Here is a 22,531-nt window from a genome sequence, read left to right on the forward strand (position 1 = left end):
TTGGCCCCTATATAAGTGTTTCATCGCCAATCCCAAGGCCCGCCTTTCGCGCCTGCCCAAAACGGGTTAACCGGGGACGATTGGACAAAGGACCGCCCATGAACCGCCGTTTTGGAACGCCGCCCCTGCCGGGTGTGACCTATCGCCCGCGTCCCGGTGCCTATGCCGTGTTGTGGCGCGACGGGCGGGTGTTGCTGACCCATCAGAGCGCGCCGGAACCCGAATATCAACTGCCCGGCGGCGGGATTGATCCCGGCGAATCGCCGATCACCGCCCTGCATCGCGAAGTGGCCGAGGAAACCGGCTGGACCATCAGCCCCCCGCGTCATATCGGCACCTATCGCCGGTTTTGTTACATGCCCGATTATGACCGCTACGCCGAAAAGCTGTGTTCGGTGTGGATCGCGCGGCCTGTGCTGGCGCGCGGCGCGCCGTCGGAACCGGGCCATTCCGCGCATTGGATGACGCCCGGCGATGCCATGGGCGCGTTGATGGATCCCGGTTCGCGGGCGATGCTGGCGCGCGCGCTGCGGTCATGGGGGTGATCCGTATTCAATCAGCACTGCCGAAATATCATCCAGCCGCTGCCCGCGCGTGTATTCCGACACCGACCACGCCATCGATTCCAAAAACGCATGACCGCCCAGAAACGAATTGGTGCGCAGAATCGCCTCAAGCCCGTCATCGCCCAATTGGCGACCATTCGGAGCCTCGGCCTCGGTGATGCCGTCGGATGCCAAGAGCAGGCGATCGCCGGGCTGCATGGTAAAACGGACCTCCTCGAACAGGGGGGATTCGAACAGGCCGATGGGCATACCGCCTTTGCCAATCTGGATCACGCTGCCATCGGCGCGCTGCAACATTGGGTGCGGGTGCCCCGCCTGCACCAGATCAACCACGCCGGTCTCATGATCCAATTCGGCGTAAACCATGGTGAAATAACTGTCGGTGGTTGCCTCCTCTAACATCATTTCGTTGAAAAAATGCGCCAGATCGACGGGGCGCGCGGGATGCAGACCGGCCGCCGCGCCGCGAATGGCGATGTTGTAATCGGCCGAACAGGACAGATGCACCGACAATTGCGCCGTCAACAGCGCCGCCGCGACGCCATGACCGGACACATCTAACGCGTAAGTCCCAGTTTTCCGGTCCGAAATCGGGAAAAAGCCGACCAGATCACCGCCGACATGCCCCGCCGGACGCAGCAGCAGCGACAACTGCGCCGGACCAAAGCGCCCCGACCGTTCGCGGACCAAGCCCTGTTGCAGCTTCTGCGCCTCTTTCAGATCGCGTTCGGTGGCGGCGCGGAAACTGTTCAGACGTTCAAGCGCGTCTTGCAGGCGCGCATCGCTGTCGCGCAAATCCTGTTCTGCCCGCATCAGCCGCGCCGCCGTTCCCAGCCGCGCGGCCAAATCCAGCGGCTGCGCGGGATAGGTGACCACATCATCCGCGCCGGATAACAGCGCCATGGCCAAATCCGTTTCCGTGGCCGCGACGGCCAGCACCACCACAAAGCACCGCGCCGACGCGTCCCGCAGCCGACGGCACAGATCAAGCGCGGTCATATCGGGCAGCGTCCAGTTGATCAGCACAAAGTCATGCTGCTGCGCGGCCAGCCGCGTTATTGATTCGGCCCCAGTGGCGGTTTGCGACACCCGGAACCCCAGATCGCGCAGCGTGGCCGCCGTCGCCCGGCGTCGATCCGGTGACGGATCGGCCAGCAAAACGGTATGCCGACGCTGCCCGCGTGCGGGAACAGGGGCGTGTGGGTGAAGTTTTGACGAAACGCTCATGCCGTGGTTGTAACCCGGCAGGCGTAAACAAGCCGTAAAAATTATTCCCTAAAAACATCAAGTTTGATGTAAATTGGACTTAAACCAGCAGTTCCGACAGGATGTCGTCATTGGTAATGTCGCGATAGGCAAAGCCTGACTGGTCCAGCCGCGCCGTCAGGCTGTGCAGATTGGCCGGGTCCGTCGTTTCAATGCCGATCAGGATCGACCCATAATTGCGCGCGGATTTTTTCAGATATTCAAACCGCGCAATGTCATCATCCGGCCCCAGCAATTGCAGAAAATCACGCAGCGCGCCGGGGCGTTGCGGCATCCGCAGGACGAAATATTTCTTAACGCCGGTGAAACGCTGGGCGCGTTCCTTGACCTCGGGCAGGCGTTCAAAATCGAAATTGCCGCCTGAACAGACCACAACAACGGTTTTCCCGGTCAGATTGCCCAGATCCTGCACCACGTCCAGGGCCAAGGCCCCGGCGGGTTCCAGCACGATGCCTTCGGTGTTCAGCATGTCCAGCATGGTGCCGCAAATGCGATCCTCGGGGGCCAGATAGACGTCTTGCACCGTAAACCGGCGCAGCCGTTCAAAGGGCAGAGCGCCGATCCGCGCAACCGCCGCGCCATCCACAAAGCTGTCCACGGCGGGCAGAGCGACCGGCGCTCCGGCCTCGAGCGCGGCCTTCAGGCTGGCCCCGCCTTTGGGTTCGGCGAACACAAACCGCGTGTCGGGCGCGACCTGTTCCAGATATTGCACCACGCCCGCCGACAATCCGCCGCCGCCCACGGGCAGCACCACCAGATCGGGCGCGCGGCCCAGCTGGCGCATGATTTCTAACGCAACGGTGGCCTGACCTTCGATCACATCTTCGGCGTCAAAGGGGGACAGGAACATCGCATCCTGTTCGGCGCAAAACGCCTGCGCCGCCGCCAGAGCCTGATCGAAATAATCGCCCGTCAGTACGATGTCGACCGAATCACCGCCAAAGACGCGGGTCTTTTCGATCTTTTGCGCGGGCGTCGTCACCGGCATAAAAATCGTGCCGCGCGCGCCAAACTGACGGCAGGCATAGGCGACACCCTGCGCGTGATTGCCCGCACTGGCGCAGACAAAATGCGCCCCGGTTTTTCCCGCCGCCAGCTTACGCATCGCGTTATAGGCCCCGCGCAGTTTATAGCTGCGAACGGGGGTCAGGTCTTCGCGCTTCAGCCAAATATCGGCGCCGAATTTCGCCGACAGATGGTCGTTGCGCTGCAACGGAGTAGGCTCGAACAGATCGCGGATCGCGGATTCGGCCTGACGGACAGAGGCGACGAAGTTTTCCATCCCCCGCAGATGCCGCGAAACCGGGGTTTTGGCAAGGGGGTGAGGGGTGCAAGGGTTACGGCGGTGACGTCGGACCACGCGCCGTTATCGTTCAGCAACCGGTCGCCGGGGATAAGGTTCTCGGCCTGCACCCATTGGCGTCAGCAATAGCGCCGGAATAGGAATGCACCGCCGATGCGCGCGCGGCGGCGTGGGCCGCGCGGACAAAGAACGGGTGGATGCGGTTCGAAATAATATCCTGCTGCGCGCCGGTCGAAAGATCGGTGATTCCCACCGTCACGGTTGCGTCATAGTCACTCTGCCGCCACGCCTCAATCGCATGCCTTCAAGATAAAACTACGGCGCGACAATAAGTGCTGCAGATATTGGCGGCACCGAGGGGGGGCTAAATCAAAGAGGCAGAATCAAGATGCCGTAAACTTCAATGACGCAATCAACCTCATCCAAAATAACAGCCGCGCTTCGTGGAACAAACGCACCCAAGCAGGCATCGTTAAGGATGTTGCCGGAAACTCGTTATGCGTAGTCAGCACACCAAGGTATCAGACCAAGGACGAGGCGACGTGATCAGATTGGTTCGGGCCACCTGACTCCTTCCTTGAATTTACGAAACCAGTACTCCCTAATATATTGGTCATGAAGCCGGTCGAACTCTCGGGTCAGCGCTTCCAGCTTAGGGCCAATATCAAACTGGTATTTAAAAAGCAAAGTGGCGAGCTTACCTTGAATTTCAAACAAATATTCGAAACTCTGATCTGCATCCAACGCCGAAGCGCATCTGCCAATTTCAGCGATAAGCTCGGAACACCTTTTCTCATAAGCCGGCAGGCATTGCCGGATACCTGTTGATGTCCGATCAAGAAGTTCAATATTCTCAGACATAAATTCGTCGACAACTAAGAAGTCCATTGGAAAATCACCTTAGCGGCTGGATGTGACCGACCTGACCAGTTGTCGGATTATAAATTATCTCCATGCCAGCTCCTTTATACCTGAAGTAACCAGCAGCACCCCTCGGATCAGGCGTAATCGCCGGATTACTGTCCATAATCGCCCTTGCCTGCAAAAATGGCGCAGGACGTGCTTCGCTCGACCATAGCCGATTGTAGTATGACGCGCTGAATTTAAAACCGTCGGCGGAATAGAACTGACCATCAAATTGAACTGGCCGTCCAGCAATCGCTCCCGCATTACCACCCCCCGGCCCGTCGGGACAATTATTATGCACCCATACCGGTGCTGCGTTTGTGTTTGCGGTGACGAAGTAGGTGTGGAATTCGTTAACGGTGAGGTTGTAGGCGGTCAGCGGCTAGGATGCAAGCGTCACCGACGTTACTTCGGACCCAGTATGTTGGTGGTTATTCTATTGGTCACCGAGATGAAGGCGTGGACCTGCGTCCACTCATACCATCACTTAACGTCCAAATGGACTCTGCAATGTATTTGGACGTGAATTGGTCTGATTAAGCTGCATATACCCACCCCCACACGTCGTCAGATTGAAGAAACAAAAGGAAAATAGGCAATCACCTTTCTTATCTCTGGCAACTCTAAATAAAGAACCTCGACCCATTCATTCTGAGTCAATATGGCCACGTGCTTAACCTCATCCTTAGCGAACATTCCACAGCATTGTTCATGAAACCAATCTAAAAGATCCGAACCAGTAACTAGGACAATTGGAGCCATTTGCCTATCGTCAGGGTGAGAAGTTGACGTCATCGCCAAGAATTTTCCTTCGTCCATGCTTCGTTGAGCAAGTGGCATTCGCCCGAAGTTGATCTCATAGATGGGCCCACCGGGATTGGCAAACTCAAAAACCCGAACCTTATAGCCAGAATCGTCAAACTTAAGGTCCAGAAAATTTATTCTCTCCGGGAAATGGTTCTCTAAAGGAAAGGACTTATGAACTCTTTTAGACATGGATTAATACCTAATTTTTATATATCCATCTCGGGACTGCACCTCCAAGGTCGGTTGGCTTGTGTGGATTACATTCCGATCCGAGCTAGTTGGCCGTACAACAACCCTCGTTCCGTCGGGAAACTCACCCACTCGGCCCGTCCTACCATTCGGCATTTTAATCTCCCTCACATTACTCAGCCCTAGCGCATCTAAATCAACGTTAGCTTGACTGAAGCCACCAGCTTTCTGTATCTGAACCGAGCGTCCACCAGTGCTCGGCAAGCGTTGCCCGCGCGCGATAATATCGTCTAGTGCTGTTGCGCTTGGGGCTCCCGGCCCGTCGGGACAATTATTATGCACCCATACCGGTGCTGCGTTTGTGTTTGCGGCGACGAAGTAGGTGTGGAATTCGTTAACGGTGATATTATAGGCCGTCAGCGGCTCGGCCGCAAAGGTTACGGCGGTGACTTCGGACCACGCGCCGTTATCGTTCAGCAACCGTTCGCCGGGCATCAGGTGCTCGAAGCGCCCCAAGCAATTAGCTTAGAGAGTTTAAGATCGTAAAAGCTTAGAGAGCTCCGCATCAGCATTTAACTGTTCAGAGCTTTGATCAAGGTGCGCAGCCAAATAGCGATAATAATTTATCAAAAATTGCGTTTAATTAGCCCCAAGGCTCTTAGCCTTTTGCCAAAGAGCCAGCCTTCCATCAACATGAAGTTCTCAATTACTCTTATTGAGCACGCATTATTCGAGTGTCTCCGCATCCATTTTGGCAGCGAGCGCCGTATCAAATCGCTTCAGTGCCTCATCCCAAATTTTCTCGCAACTCTCGTTATTACCGTATAGGCACCTCACCGCTTCGGATGCTTTAAAAATATCTATATTATGACCCGGAAATTAAGTCGAAACGGCAATTCGGGCTGTATAGGAGCAGGTGACCAGCAATCGCATCACGCAGATCCTGCGATCTGCTGACCGCCAATATCGCCACCACCAAACCCCATAAAAAAAGCCCCGCTGTTTCCAGCGGGGCTTTGATGTTTCAGGTCAACTTACCAGTCTTCGCGTGCGACGATGCGGGTGCCGATCGGCAGCTTCATCGCGCCCAGACGCAGGGCTTCGCGGGCGATGGTGTCATTCACGCCGTCGATTTCGAACATGATCCGGCCCGGATGGACGCGGGCAGCCCAGAAATCAACGGAACCTTTACCTTTACCCATCCGCACTTCGGTCGGTTTCGACGAAACCGGAACGTCCGGGAAAATGCGGATCCAGACCCGGCCCTGACGTTTCATGTGACGGGTGATCGCGCGGCGGGCCGCTTCGATCTGGCGTGCGGTCACACGCTCGGGTTCGGTGGCTTTCAGCGCATAGGAACCAAAGTTCAGTTCAAAACCGCCCTTGGCTTGACCGTGGATACGGCCCTTGTGCTGTTTGCGGAACTTCGTCCGTTTCGGTTGCAGCATAGTTCGTTACTCCTTACCGGGCTTCGCGTTCGCGACGCGGGCCACGGGGGGCCGGGCCGTCTTGTGCCTCGGCGGTGCGACGATCGCGGGCTTGGGGATCATGTTCCATGATCTCGCCTTTGAAAATCCACACTTTCACGCCGATGATCCCGTAGGGGGTCGAGGCTTCGGACAGCGCATAGTCAATGTCAGCGCGCAGGGTGTGCAGCGGCACACGGCCTTCGCGATACCATTCGGTGCGGGCGATTTCGGCGCCGCCCAGACGGCCCGAGACGTTCACCCGGATGCCCAATGCACCCATCCGCATAGCGTTCTGAACGGCGCGTTTCATCGCACGGCGGAACGACACACGACGCTCCATCTGTTGCGCGATGGATTCGGCCACCAGCTGCGCGTCAACTTCCGGTTTGCGGACTTCGACGATGTTCAGGTGCAGTTCGCTGTCGGTAAAGTTCGCCAGCTTTTTGCGCAGCACCTCGATATCCGCACCTTTTTTCCCGATGATAACACCGGGACGTGCGGCGTGAATGGTCACGCGGCATTTTTTGTGCGGACGTTCGATGATGACGCGGCTGATGCCGGCTTGCTTGGCTTCCGTGTGGATAAAGTCCCGAATTTTCAGGTCTTCCAGCAACAGATTGCCATAGTCTTTGTCGTCAGCATACCAGCGGCTGTCCCAGGTGCGGTTGACCTGGAGGCGCATCCCAATCGGGTTAACCTTCTGACCCATTATGCTTGCTCCTCGACTTGGCGAACCTTGATGGTGATTTCCGAAAACGGCTTCATGATTTTGCCGAACCGGCCACGGGCGCGCGGACGGCCACGTTTCATCACCAGGTTCTTGCCGACCCAGGCTTCGGCGACGATCAGGTTATCGACGTCCAGCCCATGGTTGTTTTCCGCATTGGCGATTGCCGATTGCAGGCATTTCTTCACATCGCCCGCAACGCGTTTGTGCGAGAAGGTCAGATCGGCCAAAGCACGATCAACTTTCTTGCCACGGATCAGTTGCGCAACAAGGTTCAGTTTTTGCGGCGAGGTGCGAAGCATTTTGGTTTTCGCCATTGCTTCGTTATCCGCCACGCGGCGCGGATTCTGTTCCTTACCCATGACGATTACTTCCTCTTGGCTTTTTTGTCGGCCGCGTGACCGTAATAGGTCCGGGTCGGGGAATATTCACCGAATTTCTGACCGATCATTTCTTCGGTGACGGCAACGGGGATATGCTTTTGCCCGTTATACACACCAAAGGTCAGGCCAACAAATTGCGGCAGGATGGTGGAGCGACGCGACCAAATCTTGATAACGTCGGATTTGCCCGATTCACGGGCCTTTTCCGCTTTGCGCAACACATATGCGTCAACAAAGGGGCCTTTCCAAACAGAACGTGCCATGAATTAGCGACCCTTCTTCTTCGCGTGACGCGACCGCAGGATATACTTGTCGGTCGATTTGTTGCTGCGCGTCTTTTTCCCCTTGGTGTCCTTACCCCAAGGCGTCACAGGCGTGCGGCCACCCGAGGTCCGGCCCTCACCACCACCATGCGGGTGGTCGATGGGGTTCATCGCAACACCGCGAACGGCCGGGCGGATGCCCTTGTGGCGGTTACGGCCTGCTTTACCCAGGTTTTGGTTCGAATGGTCAGCGTTCGAAACGGCGCCGATGGTCGCCATACATTCCTGACGCACCAGACGCAGTTCGCCCGAGGACAAACGGATCTGCGCATAGCCACCGTCACGGCCGACGAATTGGGCATAGGTGCCTGCCGAACGGGCGATCTGGCCGCCTTTGCCAGGCTTCATTTCGACGTTGTGAACAATGGTCCCGATCGGCATACCGCTGAACGGCATGGCGTTGCCCGGCTTCACGTCAACTTTGGCGCCAGCAACCACTTTGTCGCCAACGGCCAGACGTTGCGGAGCCAGGATGTAGGCCAGTTCGCCGTCTTCGTATTTGATCAGTGCGATAAACGCGGTGCGGTTGGGATCGTATTCGATCCGCTCGACCGTGGCCGCGACATCAAATTTGTTCCGCTTGAAATCGACGATGCGATACAGGCGCTTTGCCCCGCCGCCTTGGCGGCGCATGGTGATCCGTCCGGTGTTGTTCCGACCGCCCTTTTTCGTCAAACCCTCGGTAAGGGTTTTGACCGGGCGACCTTTCCAAAGCTCCGAACGGTCGATCAGAACCAGCCCACGCTGGCCAGGCGTCGTCGGTTTATACGACTTTAATGCCATCTTTCTGTCTTCCGTTGCTTTGGACCGTGGTGGTCCGTTTCAGTCAAACAATCGCGGCCCCGGACAATGCCGGGGCCGCAGATTCGCAGCCGTCTATCAGAGTCCGGTGGACACGTCGATAGTGTTTCCCTGTTCCAGGGTCACATAGGCTTTTTTCACGTCGCTGCGACGGCCCAGTTGGCCGCGGAAGCGTTTGGTCTTGCCTTTGGTGATGGTCGTGTTCACGGCCTTCACTTTCACACCAAACAGGGCCTCAACCGCTTCTTTGATCTGCGGTTTCGTCGAATCAATGGCCACTTGGAAAACAACGCCGTTGTTTTCCGACGCCATCGTCGCCTTTTCGGTGATGATCGGCTTGACGATCACATCGTAATGTTCCGCTTTCGCGCTCATTTCAAACGAGCCTCCAGAGCTTCGACACCTGCGCGGGTGATGACCAGGGTATCACGCTTCAGGATGTCATAGACGTTGGCGCCCATCGACGGCAGGATGTCCACGCCTTCGATGTTGCGGGCGGCGCGGGCAAAGCCTTCGTTGACTTCGGCACCGTCGATCACCAGCACGCGTTTCCAGCCGTTTTCTTTGACCGCTTTGGCCACAGCCGAGGTTTTGGCATCCGTCAGGTTCAGATCCTCGACGATGACCAGTTCACCAGCGGTTGCTTTGGCCGACAGCGCGTGACGCAGCCCAAGGGCGCGCACTTTCTTCGGCAGATCAAAGGCGTGGCTGCGCGGGGTCGGGCCTTTATAGACGCCACCCTTACGGAAGATCGGGGCCTTGCGGGAACCGTGACGTGCGCCGCCGGTGCCTTTCTGGCGATAGATCTTCTTGGTCGAATAGCTGACTTCCGACTTGCCCAGAACCGAGTGGGTCCCTTGCTGTGCCTTGGCGCGCTGCCAACGGACGACCCGTTGCAGGATGTCGCCGCGCGGCTCCAGACCAAAGACCTCATCGGCCAGCTCGATCGACCCGGCTTTACCAGAGTCCAGCTTGATCACATCGAGTTTCATTCTTTGTCTCCTTCGGGCGCAGCTTCGCCGTCAGCAGCCTTGTCGGCCTCGATCGAGGCTTCGGCTTCTTTCAGCGCGGCTTCTTGCTCGGCGGCGGAGGCTTCTTCAGCGGCCTTGCGGGCGGCTTCTTCCTCGGCAGCGGCTTGTGCAGCAGCTTCTTCGGCCAGACGCTTCGCTTCTTCGGCGGCGGATTTCAGCGCGGCGGGATAGATCACGTTTTCGGGCGTCGCTTTTTTCACGGCGTCCTTGATCGTCACCCAGCCACCTTTGGAACCCGGCACCGAACCTTTGACCATGATCAGGCCGCGATCGGCGTCGGTTTTCACGACTTGCAGGTTCTGCGTGGTGACGCGAACGGCACCCAGATGACCCGCCATTTTCTTGCCCTTGAACACCTTACCGGGGTCCTGACATTGGCCGGTCGAACCGTGCGAACGGTGGCTGATCGACACACCGTGCGAGGCGCGCAGACCACCAAAGTTGTGACGCTTCATCGCACCGGCAAAACCTTTACCGATCGAGGTGCCGGCGATGTCCACGAACTGACCCGCGAAATAGTGGTCAGCGGTGATTTCCTCACCCACATTGATCAGGTTTTCTTCCGCCACGCGGAATTCCGCGATTTTGCGTTTCGGCGCAACATTTGCCTTGGCGAAATGGCCGCGCAGGGCTGCGGTCGTGCGTTTTGCCTTTGCGGCACCGGCACCCAGCTGAACGGCGGTGTAACCGTCGCGTTCAATCGTGCGCTGATCCACAACTTGCAGGCCGTCCAGTTGCAGGACGGTCACGGGAACCTGACGACCATCCTCAAGGAACAGCCGGGTCATGCCCAGTTTCTTGGCGATAACACCAGTTCTCAGCATTTCAGGCCCCCTTACACTTTGATCTCGACGTCCACGCCAGCGGCGAGGTCGAGTTTCATCAGGGCGTCCACGGTCTGCGGGGTCGGATCAACGATGTCCAACAGACGTTTATGCGTGCGGATTTCCCACTGATCGCGCGATTTTTTGTCGATATGGGGGCCACGCAGAACGGTGAATTTTTCGATTTTGTTCGGCAGCGGAATCGGGCCGCGAACGGTCGCGCCGGTCCGTTTGGCAGTGTTGACGATTTCCTGCGTGCTGGCGTCCAGCACGCGATAGTCAAACGCCTTCAGCCGGATGCGGATGTTTTGGCTTTGCATAGATCATCCCTCTGGCGGGGAGTTCCAGTTGAGAGGCTGACACCGCACCACGCGCCGCCAGCATCGAACCGTAAGAAAAATTGCAGGCCGCCCCGATACCGGACGGCCTTGCGTTGCAACCGATTCTTTGCGGGAAGGGTCACAGATGGGCGCTTATGGCGCTTTTTTGCGCCTGCGTCAACAGGGATTTCGCACGCATGGCTTGATAAAAACGGCACATTCCCTTATTTGGATCGTGCCATAACGGATAGGCTGTTTCCCATGCCCTTGAACGCGCTCAAGCCCTTGCCGGATTACGACCATCCCGGTTCATTTACGCCATCACCGTTTTCCCTGCGCCTTTTCACGCAGGATAAAACGAATTTGGACGCGCAGTATGACGCGCCCTATACCGGCGGGCGGCTGCGTGTGTTGGTGATCGCTGCCGATCAGAGGCATCTGAATATGCAAAACGGCACCTGTTTTTCAACCGGCAATCATCCTGTTGAAACCCTCTTGCCGATGATCCACCTGCATAAAGCCGGCTTTGCCTTTGACATTGCGACCCTTTCGGGTGGCGCGGTGATGTTCGAAGAATGGGCGATGCCCGCCAGAGATCAACAGGTCACCGATTTTCGAGGATTATACGCGGATCAATTTGAAAATCCTTTGAAACTTGACGATGTCGTAGGGCGTCTCAACGGCGATTGTGCCGCCATATTCATTCCGGGCGGTCACGGGGCGTTGCTGGGTCTGCCCAAAAGCGATGCCGTGCGTCAGGTGCTGCAATGGGCGTTGCGCGAAGGTAAATTCATCATCTCGATCTGCCACGGGCCAGCGGCGTTTCTGGCATTGGGACCGGATAACCCGCTGCGAGGACGGCGGATATGCGCCTTTCCGGATCTGGTTGATGCGATGACGCCCTCGATTGGGTATATGCCGGGCAAGTTGACGTGGAAATTTTGCCAGAAATTGCGTGCGCAAGGCATTGTGATCACAAACCGCCTTGCCACAGGCGCAACGGCTCAGGATGGGCGTTTGCTGACCGGAGACAGCCCGCTGGCCAGCAACGCATTAGGTAAACTGGCCGCTACCGAATTGCTGAAAGCTGCGCGGAACGGCGCAATCTGAACATCTTAATCCCGTTCGCGGCAGGCGTAAACTGCGCCGCCGACCGCAACCACCGACACAGCGGTGCCAGCGATCAGGGCAGGGGATGCGGCAATGGCGGATGCCGCGCCGCCGATCGTGCCTAATGCGCCGGTGATCGCCTCGCCCGAACCGGACAGGATCACCGCGCCGGACCCGTCGGGCAGGGCTTGCAGCCCGCTGACGGTCGCGCGCGCGGCGGCGCCGGTCATGGCGGCTGCGGCGTCCTTGGTCGCGTTGACGCGTTCGCAGGCGGTTTTGCGCGGCGCGCGGCAGCGTCCCCATGCGTCGCGGTCGCCCAGATCGTAACCCATCACCGAATCGCCCGAGGCGTCCATGCGCAGGCAAAACGGCTGCCGCCCGTCATCGTCCAGCTCTGGCGTCAGGCTGCGCAGCACGACATAGCTGGGGCAGTCATGCCGCCCCCATTTCGTCGCCAGCCGTTCGCGCATCGAATAGCGGCCGCGCAACCCCGGTTCGGCGGTGTCATAGCCCAACAAAACGTCCTGACCGTTGATCATGGCGGTGCAAAACGTCGCTTCGGCCCATGCGGGGGCGGTCATCGTCATCAATGCCAGGGCAGCAAGGCGCATTTTTCGGATCCCTTTACGATATATTAGGATGTCTTGGCTAAACGATGCTGGCGGGACGGGTGCAAGGGCTGCGTGGCGGGATCACGGGGTTATGAAGGTGGGGTTTTCGATGATGTTCGGGTATTGCTTTGATTAGAAATGACTTTGGTGCGTTTGTTAAGGATTTATGTATTTTGCGGCGCAGGGGCGCGGCGTGATGGACTTGACCAAGACGGCTGGGTCCGCTAAATGGCGCGGGTTGGATTTTCGTCCGACACCAATCAACAAAAAACGCCGTGTCCGCCCCATTCGCTTCGCGGGGCGCTTCCGGCATTAGGAGAAGCGTTATGAAACTGCATGAAATTCGCGACAACGAAGGTGCCAACCGCAAGAAAAAGCGCGTTGCCCGTGGTCCCGGTTCGGGCAAGGGTAAAACCGCTGGCCGTGGTATCAAAGGTCAGAAATCGCGTTCGGGTGTTGCGCTGAACGGTTACGAAGGCGGTCAAATGCCGCTGTATCGCCGCCTGCCCAAGCGCGGCTTTACCGCACCGAACACCAAATCCTTTGCCGTCGTTAATCTGGGCCAGATTCAGGGCTTTATCGACGCGGGCAAAATCGACGCGACCGCCGAGCTGACCGAAGACGCTCTGGTCGAATCGGGTCTGGTGCGCCGCAAGCTGGACGGTATCCGTCTGCTGGCGAAAGGCGAACTGAAGGCGGGTCTGACCATCGTTGTGACCGGCGCATCGAAAGCGGCTGTTGAGGCCGTCGAAAAACTGGGCGGCAAAGTGACGCTGCCGGTTGCGACCGCGGCGGCTGAATAAGCTGTTGAACCGGGCGTCATCGCCCCATAGATAGCAATCAGGTTTTCAGGCGCCGCCGGTCCCCGGAAATGGATCGGCGGCGCTGTTTTGACACGGGACGGATAACATGGCGTCAGCCGCAGAACAGATGGCCGCGAACCTCTCTTGGGGGCAACTCGGCAAGGCCACCGAACTTCGCCAGCGGATCTGGTTCACCATCGGGCTTCTTATCATTTATCGTCTTGGCACCTATATTCCGGTGCCGGGGATTGACGGTGGTGCGCTGCGCAACTTTATGGATCAGGCATCGGCCGGGATCGGCGGGATGCTGTCGATGTTCACCGGCGGCGCTTTGGGCCGGATGGGCGTTTTTGCACTGGGCATTATGCCGTATATTTCGGCCTCGATCATCGTTCAGTTGCTGACCTCGATGGTTCCCTCGCTGGAACAGCTGAAGAAAGAGGGCGAGCAGGGCCGCAAGAAAATCAACCAATACACCCGCTATGGCACCGTCGCCTTGGCGCTGTTTCAGGCCTATGGTCTGGCCCGCAGCCTTGAAGCGGGTGGCTTGGCGCATGATCCCGGCCTGTTTTTCCAGGCCTCGGTTGTGATCACGCTGGTTGGCGGCACCATGTTCCTGATGTGGCTGGGTGAACAGATCACTGCGCGCGGCGTCGGCAACGGGATTTCGCTGATCATTTTCATCGGCATTCTGGCCGAGGTGCCGGCCGCCATGGCGACCTTCTTCCAGCAGGGCCGTTCGGGCGCGATTTCCACGCCGGTTATTCTGGCGGTGATCGTGATGCTGGTCGCGGTGATCGGTTTCGTGGTGTTCATGGAGCGCGCCTTGCGCAAGGTCCGCATCCAATATCCGCGCCGTCAGGTCGGGATGAAGGTCTATGATGGCCAATCCAGCCATCTGCCGATCAAGGTGAACCCCGCGGGCGTGATCCCGGCGATCTTTGCCAGTTCGCTGCTTCTGCTGCCGGTCACGGTTTCGACCTTCTCGGGCAATGACAGCGGGCCGGTGATGTCCACGATCATGGCCTATTTCGGGCCGGGGCAGCCGCTGTATCTGCTGTTCTTTGCGGGGATGATCGTGTTCTTTACGTATTTCTATACGCAGAACGTGTCGTTCAAAACCGATGATGTGGCGGACAACCTGAAAAATCAGGGCGGCTTTATTCCGGGGATTCGCCCGGGCAAACGGACCGAAGAATATCTGGATTACGTCGTGAACCGGCTCTTGGTGATCGGTTCGGCCTATCTGGCGGCGGTTTGTCTGATGCCGGAAATCCTGCGCACGCAGTGGTCGATCCCGGTCTATATCGGCGGCACCTCGGTTCTGATCGTTGTGTCGGTGACAATGGACACCATCAATCAGGTGCAAAGCCACTTGCTTGCTCACCAATATGAAGGTCTGATTGAGAAATCTCAGCTGCGTGGTAAGCGTAAGCCGGGAACCGCAAAACCGCGCCGCGCGCCGTCGCGTCGCTGATGACAGGCCGAATGGCCAACTGAGGGGGACAGTCGCCATGACGATCAACATCATCCTTTTGGGGCCTCCGGGCGCGGGTAAGGGAACACAGGCACGCAAACTGGTCGAGGAACGGGGGCTGGTTCAGCTGTCCACCGGCGACATGCTGCGCGCCGCCCGCACCTCGGGGACCGAAATGGGCAAGCGCGTGGCCGAGGTTATGGACCGCGGCCAGCTTGTCACCGATGAGATCGTCATTGGCCTGATTCGCGAACAGTTGGCCAATGGCGGCAACGGGTTCATTTTCGACGGCTTCCCCCGGACGCTGGCGCAGGCCGATGCTTTGGGGAAATTGCTGGCGGATATGGACGCGTCGCTGGATGCCGTGGTGGAAATGCGCGTTGATGACGATGCCTTGGTGCGCCGGATCACGGGCCGATTCACCTGCGGCAATTGCGGCGAAGTGTATCACGATGAAACCAAACCGACCGCCAAAGAAGGCGTGTGCGATGCCTGCGGTTCGACCGAACTGACCCGCCGCGCCGATGATAACGAAGACAGCCTGAAAACCCGGCTGTTGGAGTATTACAAGAAAACGTCGCCGCTGATTGGCTATTACTATGCCAAGGGCAAACTGACCCCGGTGGACGGTCTGGCGTCGATGGACGATGTCGGCGCGCAGATCGGTGCCGCATTGGATCGGAAATAAGCAACGCCCCGCTTGACGCGGGGCATTTTGTTTTGTATCTGGCAATTTCCCATTGTGGGAATCACTCAATTCCGGGTGGACCATCATCTGGCCCGAAGGCTTGGCTTTCGGGCTTTATGTTGTGAAAAAAGATTCCGGCGTTACGGAATCGCAACTGAAAAGGATACACGCGTGGCTCGTATTGCTGGCGTTAACATTCCGACGGGGAAACGCGTCCCCATCGCTCTGACTTATATCCACGGCATCGGCGCGATGTATGCCGAACAGATCTGTGAAGCTGTGGGCATTGACCGCACGCGTCGCGTTAACGATCTGTCTGACGCCGAAGTGCTGCAAATCCGCGAATATATTGACGCCAACCTGACCGTCGAAGGCGACCTGCGCCGCGAAGTTCAGATGAACGTCAAGCGCATGATGGATCTGGGTTCGTATCGTGGCCTGCGCCACCGTCGTGGCCTGCCGGTTCGCGGTCAGCGCACCCACACCAACGCACGGACCCGCAAAGGCCCGGCCAAGCCGATCGCCGGCAAGAAGAAGTAAGGGGATCGGATAATGGCACGCGATAAAACCCGTATGAAGCGCAAAGAGCGTAAGAACATCGCCGCAGGTGTGGCGCATGTGAATTCGAGCTTCAACAACACCAAAATCCTGATCTCGGACGTGCAGGGCAACGCCATTTCGTGGTCGTCGGCTGGCACCATGGGGTTCAAGGGCTCGCGCAAATCGACCCCTTACGCCGCGCAGATGGCCGCCGAAGATGCGGGCCGCAAGGCACAGGAACACGGCGTTCGCACGCTGGAAGTCGAAGTTCAGGGTCCGGGTTCGGGCCGTGAATCGGCATTGCGCGCACTGGCCGCAGTTGGGTTCAACATCACGGCGATCCGTGACGTGACCCCGATCGCGCATAACGGTTGCCGCCCGCCCAAGCGCCGTCGCGTCTGACACGACGCCACAACATCGCCGGGTCGCGTTTTGGCGCGGCCCGGATTTCCGCATTTCACCTCGGGAGTTGTCGGCTTTGGTCATGAGCCGGTGACAAGTATGGAGGCCAGTCCATGATCCATAAAAATTGGGCCGAATTGATTAAGCCTGCGCAGCTGCTGGTTAAGCCGGGCGCTGACGCGACCCGCACCGCAACCGTCATTGCTGAACCGCTGGAGCGGGGCTTTGGCCTGACGCTGGGCAACGCGTTGCGCCGTGTGCTGCTGTCGTCGTTGCAGGGTGGGGCGATCACCTCGGTTCAGATTGACAACGTGCTGCATGAATTCAGCAGCGTTGCCGGGGTTCGTGAAGATGTCACCGACATCGTTCTGAACCTGAAAGGCGTCACGTTGAAAATGGACATCGAAGGCCCGAAACGCCTGACGCTGTCGGCCAAAGGTCCGGGCGAGGTCAAGGCCGGTGACATTCAGGAAACCGCCGGGATCACGATCCTGAACCGCGATCACGTCATTTGCCATCTGGATGACGGCGCCGATCTGAACATGGAACTGACCGTGCAGACGGGCAAGGGCTATGTCGCCGCCGACAAAAACCGTCCCGAAGATGCGCCGATTGGTCTGATCCCGATTGATGCGATTTTCTCGCCGGTGAAGCGCGTCAGCTACGAAGTCACCCCGACCCGCGAAGGTCAGGTTCTCGACTATGACAAGCTGACGATGAAGGTGGAAACCGACGGCTCGCTGACCCCGGATGACGCTGTGGCCTATGCTGCGCGTATTCTGCAAGATCAGCTGGCGGTGTTCGTGAACTTTGACGAACCCGAATCGGCCAACCGCGCTGATGCGGATGACGGGCTGGAATTCGATCCGCGCCTGCTGAAAAAGGTTGATGAACTGGAACTGTCAGTGCGTTCGGCTAACTGTCTGAAAAACGACAATATTGTTTATATTGGTGATCTGATCCAGAAAACCGAGGCCGAGATGCTGCGCACCCCGAACTTTGGCCGCAAATCTTTGAATGAAATCAAAGAAGTGCTGTCGGGTATGGGCCTGCATCTGGGTATGGATGTGGTCGATTGGCCGCCGGAAAACATCGAAGATCTGGCCAAGCGTTTCGACGACCAATTCTGATTTCGTGGCGGGGGCAACCTCGCCGCAACCGGGCATCCGCCCCAAGGAGAGCGGCCCGCACGCATGGGCCGCCGGACAAAGCAAAAGACGTAAAAGGAGATTATCATGCGTCACGCTCGTGGTTACCGCCGCCTGAACCGCACCCATGAACACCGCAAGGCGCTGTTCGCCAATATGGCCGGTTCGTTGATCGAACATGAACAGATCAAAACGACTCTGCCGAAAGCCAAAGAACTGCGTCCGATCGTTGAAAAACTGATCACGCTGGCGAAACGCGGCGATCTGCACGCCCGCCGTCAGGCCGCAGCGCAGTTGAAACAGGACATGCATGTCGCCAAACTGTTCGACGAACTGGGTGGCCGTTACAAAGAACGTCAGGGCGGTTATGTCCGCATCCTGAAAGCCGGTTTCCGTTACGGCGACATGGCGCCGATGGCGATCATCGAACTGGTGGACCGTGATCCGTCCGCCAAAGGCGCCGCAGACCGCGCGCGCCTCGACGCCGAAGCCGCTGGTTTCGAAGAAGAATAAGACCGATCGGCCCGCGCAAGCGGGCCTTTTCTTTTGCCGCGCGTGGTCGCGGCGGGTTGTGTCCATTCCGCGGCAGATATGCTTTAGTTTCGTGAACAGGAAACGACGGCGGAGTGGCACATGGACGTTAACGATATTCTCGGCGCCGAAGCGGTCTTAGGGCTGGCATGGTCCGCGCAGGAACGTGCGCAGATGGCGGGCAGTTTGGCCGATCAGGTCGAATTGGCGCGCGCGGGGCGGGCGCTGCGGTGGGACAATCACGCGCAGACCGCGCATGTGTTTGATCCGCGTTTGCCGGGGTTCGACGTTCCGCCGGACGGAGAGGTTCATCTGCCCCCCACCGACCGACCGCTGCCCGATACTGACACCGATATTGCCTTTGCGCCGGTCCGCGATTTGTCCAGCTGGATCGCCTCGGGGGCGCTGACATCGCAGCGGCTGACGCAGATTTACCTCGACCGGATCGAAACGCTGAACCCGAAACTGTCCGCTTGGGCGCAGGTCATGCCCGAACGCGCCTTGGCCGAGGCCGCCGCAGCGGATGCCGAGCTGGTGGCGGGTGTGTATCTGGGGCCGCTGCATGGCATCCCCTATGGGCTGAAAGATTTATTTGACGCCAAAGGGACGGTGACCGGCTGGGGGCCGAGCCGTGGCAGGACCGCGTCACGGAACAGGATGCCGCTGTGGTCACGCGCCTGCGGGCGGCGGGGGCGGTGCTCTTGGGCAAAACCAGCACGAGCGCGCTTGCCTATGGCGATGTGTGGTATGGCGGCCAGACGCGCAACCCATGGAACCTGAGTGAAGGGTCGTCCGGGTCATCGGCAGGATCCGCGGCGGCGACGGCGGCGGGGATGTGCGGCTTTGCCATCGGAACCGAGACCTTGGGGTCGATTGTGTCCCCGGCTGAACGCTGCGGCGTGGTTGGGTTGCGGCCCAGCTTTGGCCGGATCAGTCGCGCGGCGGCTATGGTGCTGTGCCCCAGTCTGGACAAGGTTGGCGTTCTGGCGCGCGGGGTGGCGGACACCGCACTGGTTCTGGGGGCTGTGGATGAAACCGTCAGCGCGCTGCATGTCGGCGCGGGCGCATCCGGCGGCGTCTGCGGGTCGCGGGCGCAAACCCTGTCAAACCGGCTGTGGGAAAGCCTGTCGGCGCATGTCTATGTGTTTTTGCACAACACCACGCTGGCCGATATTGCGCAGAACCAGATGCTGCCCTGCCCGGCTTTGCCGCAGATTTTGAATGTGGTGGATGATTAAAACAAATGCCCCCGCATATTCGCAGGGGCATTTATATGACAGCAGGAATTACAGTCCCAGCCGCCGCAGTTTCCCCGCAATGCGACGATGCAGGGCCGGTGGCAACAGATCCTTCACCATTTCATGGCGCCGCACCTTTTTATCCCATTTGTCTTCAGTCCCAGGACGGGGTTTGAAAATGGTCGTATGTTCTCTGCGGGTATCATCCCAAGTTGCCGTGTAATAATATAAAGCAATGGATTGGCGCGGCTCGCCATTGGGGTGATTTACGGGCACGGGGTTGCCGTGCATACTGGTGCTGGATGTGCTGAAACAGACCATCCGGTTACGGATAGGGGCAAAGCGTTTCAACATCTGGGTCATGTCATTATCCCAGATTTCAAAACAACCGCCCCATTCCTCTTGCCAATCATCATTCAGGTAAATCAACACGTTCAGGCGCCGCTCAACCATCATGGGTTTATGCAGGTTGAAATCAGCGTGAATATCCAAATGGCCGCCATTCAGGGTTTTATGAATCCCGGCCCCCATGAAATAAGGATCAGGGATCAGACCTTTAATTCCGGTCAAATCTTCAAGAAACAACAGGAACGGACGCGAATTCAGCGCATAAAACAGGTCGCGCGTATATTTCGGCAAACGCTCAGGGTTGTAGGCGGACTTATAACGCTCTTGATCGCGGGCAAAACTGTGATCTGCCTGTGGCAAGTCGCGTAAATCCTGCTGAACACGATCAATAACCGTTTCAGGCAAAAAACCATCAATACAGATATGATGATACGGATCGCCGGATTGATATTCCGCAGCGTGGGCATTGCCCAATTCGCGCGCGGCTTTCACATCAATAAGCAAACTATCGGTATCAATCGGATAAGCCGGGTTCTGCATGGCGCACCTCAAACATCTAACGTCCAAACAACTGTGCTACTCATTGCGGAAAACCGATCAGTTTTCAAGTTTTTTGTATGGAAAAGGGCATCCCAACAGTCGCTGTCGCCATACTGTCATTTTCCCAATATGCAACGAAAAAACCCGCCCAGATGGGCGGGTTTTCCGTTAAGCGATCTTATTCAGATCACTCGATGATTTTGGCAACGACGCCGGCGCCGACGGTGCGGCCGCCTTCGCGGATGGCGAAGCGCAGTTTTTCTTCCATGGCGATCGGGGCGATCAGTTCAACTTCGAACTTCAGGTTGTCGCCCGGCATCACCATTTCCGTGCCTTCCGGCAGCTTCACCGTGCCGGTCACGTCCGTCGTGCGGAAGTAGAACTGCGGGCGATAGTTGGCGAAGAACGGGGTGTGGCGGCCGCCTTCTTCCTTGGTCAGGATATAGGCCTCGGCCTCGAACTTGGTGTGCGGCTTGACCGAGCCGGGCTTGCACAGCACCTGGCCACGCTCAACGCCGTCACGGTCGATGCCGCGCAGCAGCGCGCCGATGTTGTCGCCAGCTTCCCCGCGATCCAGCAGCTTGCGGAACATTTCAACGCCGGTGCAGGTGGTTTTCTTGGTGTCGCGGATGCCCACGATTTCCAGTTCGTCACCCACGTTCACCGCGCCGCGTTCCACACGACCGGTCACCACGGTGCCGCGGCCCGAGATCGAGAACACGTCTTCGATCGGCATCAGGAAGGGCTGGTCAACAGCGCGTTCCGGGGTCGGGATGTATTCGTCGACAGCCGCGATCAGCGCGCGGATCGAGTTTTCGCCGATTTCCGGGTCGCGACCTTCCATAGCGGCCAGAGCCGAGCCTTTGACGATCGGAATATCGTCGCCCGGATAGTCGTAGGAGGACAGCAGCTCGCGCACTTCCATCTCGACCAGTTCCAGCAGTTCTTCATCGTCCACCTGGTCAACCTTGTTCAGGTAAACGACCATGTAGGGGATGCCGACCTGACGGCCCAGCAGGATGTGTTCGCGGGTCTGCGGCATCGGGCCGTCAGCGGCGTTCACCACCAGAATCGCGCCGTCCATCTGCGCCGCGCCGGTGATCATGTTCTTCACATAGTCGGCGTGGCCGGGGCAGTCCACATGCGCGTAGTGGCGCGAATCCGATTCATATTCAACGTGAGCGGTCGAAATCGTGATCCCGCGGGCCTTTTCTTCCGGCGCGCCGTCGATCTGGTCATACGCCTTGAAGTCACCAAAATATTTGGTGATCGCCGCCGTCAGTGTCGTCTTGCCGTGGTCAACGTGACCAATCGTCCCGATGTTGACGTGCGGTTTCGTCCGTTCAAACTTTGCCTTTGCCATTGGGCTGGCTCCTTACTTCGTGTTGCGGATGGGCGGGGGATGCCCCCGCCCCGCCCTTATCAGGCGTATTTCTTTTGGATTTCGTCGCTGATGTTCTGCGGCACGGCATCGTAATGGTCGAACTGCATGGTGAACACCGCGCGGCCCGACGACATCGAGCGCAGGTTGTTGATGTAACCGAACATATTGGCCAGCGGCACCATGGCGTCGATGACGTTGGCGTTGCCGCGGCTGTCTTGGCCGCGAACCATGCCGCGACGGCTGGTCAGGTCGCCGATGATCGAACCGGTATATTCTTCCGGCGTCACCACTTCGACCTTCATGATCGGTTCCAGCAGTTTCGCGCCGGCCTTACGCAGACCTTCGCGCATCCCTGCACGGGCGGCGATTTCGAAGGCCAGAACCGACGAGTCAACATCGTGGAACGCACCGTCGATCAGCGCGACTTTGAAGTCGATCACCGGGAAGCCCGCCAGCGGACCCGAATCCATCACCGATTTGATGCCTTTTTCGACGCCGGGGATGTATTCTTTCGGAACCGCACCACCAACGATCCGGGATTCGAACGAATAACCTTCGCCCGGCTCGGTCGGGGTGATGACCAGTTTGACCCGTGCGAACTGACCCGTACCACCCGATTGTTTCTTGTGGGTGTAGTCGATTTCCGCTTCGTTCGAGATGGTTTCGCGATACGCCACCTGCGGCGCACCGATATTCGCCTCGACCTTGAATTCGCGCTTCATGCGGTCAACCAAGATGTCCAGGTGAAGTTCGCCCATGCCCTTCATGATGGTCTGACCCGATTCCAGATCGGTTT

General features: G+C 58.3%; 27 protein-coding genes and 3 pseudogenes. 11 read left to right on the forward strand and 19 right to left on the reverse strand.

Annotated features, from left to right (window positions below):
- Nucleotides 1-98 precede the first annotated feature (98 nt).
- Nucleotides 99-545: an NUDIX hydrolase gene (locus Q4G20_RS12570; protein WP_303343805.1), complete on the forward strand. Its 447-nt coding sequence runs from the start codon at nucleotides 99-101 to the stop codon at nucleotides 543-545.
- Here Q4G20_RS12570 and Q4G20_RS12575 read toward each other — a convergent pair.
- The 15 genes from Q4G20_RS12575 to rpsJ form a co-directional block, all read right to left on the reverse strand.
- On the reverse strand, nucleotides 534-1,724 hold the full coding sequence (locus Q4G20_RS12575; RefSeq protein ID WP_303343806.1) for a PP2C family protein-serine/threonine phosphatase: 1,191 nt from the start codon (nucleotides 1,722-1,724) through the stop codon (nucleotides 534-536). The genes Q4G20_RS12570 and Q4G20_RS12575 overlap by 12 nt on opposite strands.
- 148 nt (nucleotides 1,725-1,872) lie before the next feature.
- Nucleotides 1,873-3,114: a threonine ammonia-lyase IlvA gene (gene ilvA, locus Q4G20_RS12580; protein WP_303343807.1), complete on the reverse strand. Its 1,242-nt coding sequence runs from the start codon at nucleotides 3,112-3,114 to the stop codon at nucleotides 1,873-1,875.
- 567 nt (nucleotides 3,115-3,681) lie between these two features.
- Complete coding sequence (locus Q4G20_RS12585; protein WP_303343808.1) at nucleotides 3,682-4,023, reverse strand: hypothetical protein; 342 nt, start codon at nucleotides 4,021-4,023, stop codon at nucleotides 3,682-3,684.
- Nucleotides 4,024-4,030: 7 nt separating this feature from the next.
- Entirely contained in the window at nucleotides 4,031-4,420 is a 390-nt protein-coding gene (locus Q4G20_RS13655; protein ID WP_368660805.1) for a hypothetical protein, read from the reverse strand.
- Nucleotides 4,421-4,608: 188 nt separating this feature from the next.
- A complete protein-coding gene (locus Q4G20_RS12590) occupies nucleotides 4,609-5,037 on the reverse strand; it encodes a hypothetical protein (RefSeq protein ID WP_303343809.1) in 429 nt (142 codons plus the stop codon).
- A 3-nt stretch (nucleotides 5,038-5,040) separates the two neighbouring features.
- Nucleotides 5,041-5,532, reverse strand: a complete 492-nt coding sequence (locus Q4G20_RS13660; RefSeq protein ID WP_368660804.1) for a polymorphic toxin-type HINT domain-containing protein — start codon at nucleotides 5,530-5,532, stop codon at nucleotides 5,041-5,043.
- A gap of 539 nt (nucleotides 5,533-6,071) precedes the next feature.
- On the reverse strand, nucleotides 6,072-6,485 hold the full coding sequence (gene rplP, locus Q4G20_RS12595) for a 50S ribosomal protein L16 (RefSeq protein WP_303343810.1): 414 nt from the start codon (nucleotides 6,483-6,485) through the stop codon (nucleotides 6,072-6,074).
- Between the two features lie 13 nt (nucleotides 6,486-6,498).
- Nucleotides 6,499-7,215 (reverse strand): 30S ribosomal protein S3, encoded by a 717-nt coding sequence (rpsC, locus tag Q4G20_RS12600; RefSeq protein ID WP_303343811.1) that lies wholly within the window; start codon nucleotides 7,213-7,215, stop codon nucleotides 6,499-6,501.
- On the reverse strand, nucleotides 7,215-7,595 hold the full coding sequence (gene rplV / locus Q4G20_RS12605) for a 50S ribosomal protein L22 (RefSeq protein WP_303343812.1): 381 nt from the start codon (nucleotides 7,593-7,595) through the stop codon (nucleotides 7,215-7,217). The genes rpsC and rplV overlap by 1 nt, the downstream gene beginning before the upstream one ends.
- A gap of 5 nt (nucleotides 7,596-7,600) precedes the next feature.
- Nucleotides 7,601-7,879 carry a 30S ribosomal protein S19 gene (gene rpsS, locus Q4G20_RS12610; protein ID WP_155043096.1) on the reverse strand — a complete coding sequence of 93 codons (279 nt, stop codon included), beginning with the start codon at nucleotides 7,877-7,879 and terminating at the stop codon, nucleotides 7,601-7,603.
- A 3-nt stretch (nucleotides 7,880-7,882) separates the two neighbouring features.
- Nucleotides 7,883-8,722, reverse strand: a complete 840-nt coding sequence (gene rplB / locus Q4G20_RS12615) for a 50S ribosomal protein L2 (protein ID WP_303343813.1) — start codon at nucleotides 8,720-8,722, stop codon at nucleotides 7,883-7,885.
- 96 nt (nucleotides 8,723-8,818) lie between these two features.
- The gene (locus Q4G20_RS12620) at nucleotides 8,819-9,115 is read right to left on the reverse strand and encodes a 50S ribosomal protein L23 (protein WP_303343814.1); all 297 of its coding nucleotides are present in this window, start codon (nucleotides 9,113-9,115) and stop codon (nucleotides 8,819-8,821) included.
- Entirely contained in the window at nucleotides 9,112-9,732 is a 621-nt protein-coding gene (rplD, locus tag Q4G20_RS12625; protein WP_303343815.1) for a 50S ribosomal protein L4, read from the reverse strand. The genes Q4G20_RS12620 and rplD overlap by 4 nt, the downstream gene beginning before the upstream one ends.
- Complete coding sequence (rplC, locus tag Q4G20_RS12630; RefSeq protein WP_303343816.1) at nucleotides 9,729-10,595, reverse strand: 50S ribosomal protein L3; 867 nt, start codon at nucleotides 10,593-10,595, stop codon at nucleotides 9,729-9,731. Before rplC ends, rplD begins: the two co-directional genes overlap by 4 nt.
- Nucleotides 10,596-10,606: 11 nt before the next feature.
- Nucleotides 10,607-10,915, reverse strand: coding sequence for a 30S ribosomal protein S10 (gene rpsJ, locus Q4G20_RS12635; protein WP_042247848.1), 309 nt, complete (start codon nucleotides 10,913-10,915; stop codon nucleotides 10,607-10,609).
- 108 nt (nucleotides 10,916-11,023) lie between these two features.
- On the opposite strand from rpsJ, the gene hchA reads away from it, so the two are divergent.
- Complete coding sequence (hchA, locus tag Q4G20_RS12640) at nucleotides 11,024-12,025, forward strand: glyoxalase III HchA (protein ID WP_303343817.1); 1,002 nt, start codon at nucleotides 11,024-11,026, stop codon at nucleotides 12,023-12,025.
- Nucleotides 12,026-12,030: 5 nt separating this feature from the next.
- Here the strand turns inward: hchA and Q4G20_RS12645 are convergent, their stop codons facing one another.
- Nucleotides 12,031-12,636 carry a hypothetical protein gene (locus Q4G20_RS12645; RefSeq protein WP_303343818.1) on the reverse strand — a complete coding sequence of 202 codons (606 nt, stop codon included), beginning with the start codon at nucleotides 12,634-12,636 and terminating at the stop codon, nucleotides 12,031-12,033.
- 326 nt (nucleotides 12,637-12,962) lie between these two features.
- On the opposite strand from Q4G20_RS12645, the gene rplO reads away from it, so the two are divergent.
- The 9 genes and pseudogenes from rplO to Q4G20_RS12690 all read left to right on the forward strand — a co-directional run.
- Nucleotides 12,963-13,439 (forward strand): 50S ribosomal protein L15, encoded by a 477-nt coding sequence (gene rplO / locus Q4G20_RS12650; protein ID WP_303343819.1) that lies wholly within the window; start codon nucleotides 12,963-12,965, stop codon nucleotides 13,437-13,439.
- A 106-nt stretch (nucleotides 13,440-13,545) separates the two neighbouring features.
- Nucleotides 13,546-14,916: a preprotein translocase subunit SecY gene (gene secY, locus Q4G20_RS12655; protein ID WP_303343820.1), complete on the forward strand. Its 1,371-nt coding sequence runs from the start codon at nucleotides 13,546-13,548 to the stop codon at nucleotides 14,914-14,916.
- 37 nt (nucleotides 14,917-14,953) lie between these two features.
- Nucleotides 14,954-15,604 carry an adenylate kinase gene (locus Q4G20_RS12660; RefSeq protein WP_303343821.1) on the forward strand — a complete coding sequence of 217 codons (651 nt, stop codon included), beginning with the start codon at nucleotides 14,954-14,956 and terminating at the stop codon, nucleotides 15,602-15,604.
- 171 nt (nucleotides 15,605-15,775) lie between these two features.
- Nucleotides 15,776-16,144 carry a 30S ribosomal protein S13 gene (gene rpsM / locus Q4G20_RS12665; RefSeq protein ID WP_303343822.1) on the forward strand — a complete coding sequence of 123 codons (369 nt, stop codon included), beginning with the start codon at nucleotides 15,776-15,778 and terminating at the stop codon, nucleotides 16,142-16,144.
- Nucleotides 16,145-16,156: 12 nt separating this feature from the next.
- Entirely contained in the window at nucleotides 16,157-16,546 is a 390-nt protein-coding gene (gene rpsK / locus Q4G20_RS12670) for a 30S ribosomal protein S11 (protein WP_303343823.1), read from the forward strand.
- 113 nt (nucleotides 16,547-16,659) lie between these two features.
- Nucleotides 16,660-17,676, forward strand: coding sequence for a DNA-directed RNA polymerase subunit alpha (locus tag Q4G20_RS12675; protein WP_303343824.1), 1,017 nt, complete (start codon nucleotides 16,660-16,662; stop codon nucleotides 17,674-17,676).
- A 105-nt stretch (nucleotides 17,677-17,781) separates the two neighbouring features.
- Nucleotides 17,782-18,207 carry a 50S ribosomal protein L17 gene (rplQ, locus tag Q4G20_RS12680; RefSeq protein WP_303343825.1) on the forward strand — a complete coding sequence of 142 codons (426 nt, stop codon included), beginning with the start codon at nucleotides 17,782-17,784 and terminating at the stop codon, nucleotides 18,205-18,207.
- Between the two features lie 192 nt (nucleotides 18,208-18,399).
- Nucleotides 18,400-19,196, forward strand: a pseudogene (locus Q4G20_RS12685) (amidase family protein); the annotation flags it as partial.
- A 42-nt stretch (nucleotides 19,197-19,238) separates the two neighbouring features.
- Nucleotides 19,239-19,463: pseudogene (locus Q4G20_RS12690) on the forward strand (Rrf2 family transcriptional regulator); the annotation flags it as partial.
- 48 nt (nucleotides 19,464-19,511) lie between these two features.
- Here the strand turns inward: Q4G20_RS12690 and Q4G20_RS12695 are convergent.
- From Q4G20_RS12695 to fusA, 3 genes and pseudogenes are all read right to left on the reverse strand, one after another.
- Nucleotides 19,512-20,351, reverse strand: coding sequence for a 2OG-Fe(II) oxygenase (locus Q4G20_RS12695; protein WP_303343826.1), 840 nt, complete (start codon nucleotides 20,349-20,351; stop codon nucleotides 19,512-19,514).
- Between the two features lie 187 nt (nucleotides 20,352-20,538).
- Nucleotides 20,539-21,714: an elongation factor Tu gene (gene tuf, locus Q4G20_RS12700; RefSeq protein WP_303343827.1), complete on the reverse strand. Its 1,176-nt coding sequence runs from the start codon at nucleotides 21,712-21,714 to the stop codon at nucleotides 20,539-20,541.
- A gap of 59 nt (nucleotides 21,715-21,773) precedes the next feature.
- Nucleotides 21,774-22,531 (reverse strand): annotated as a pseudogene (gene fusA / locus Q4G20_RS12705) (elongation factor G); the annotation flags it as partial.

It is taken from the genome of Paracoccus sp. (in: a-proteobacteria), assembly GCF_030538495.1.
In the GTDB taxonomy this organism is placed as follows: Bacteria; Pseudomonadota; Alphaproteobacteria; order Rhodobacterales; family Rhodobacteraceae; genus Paracoccus.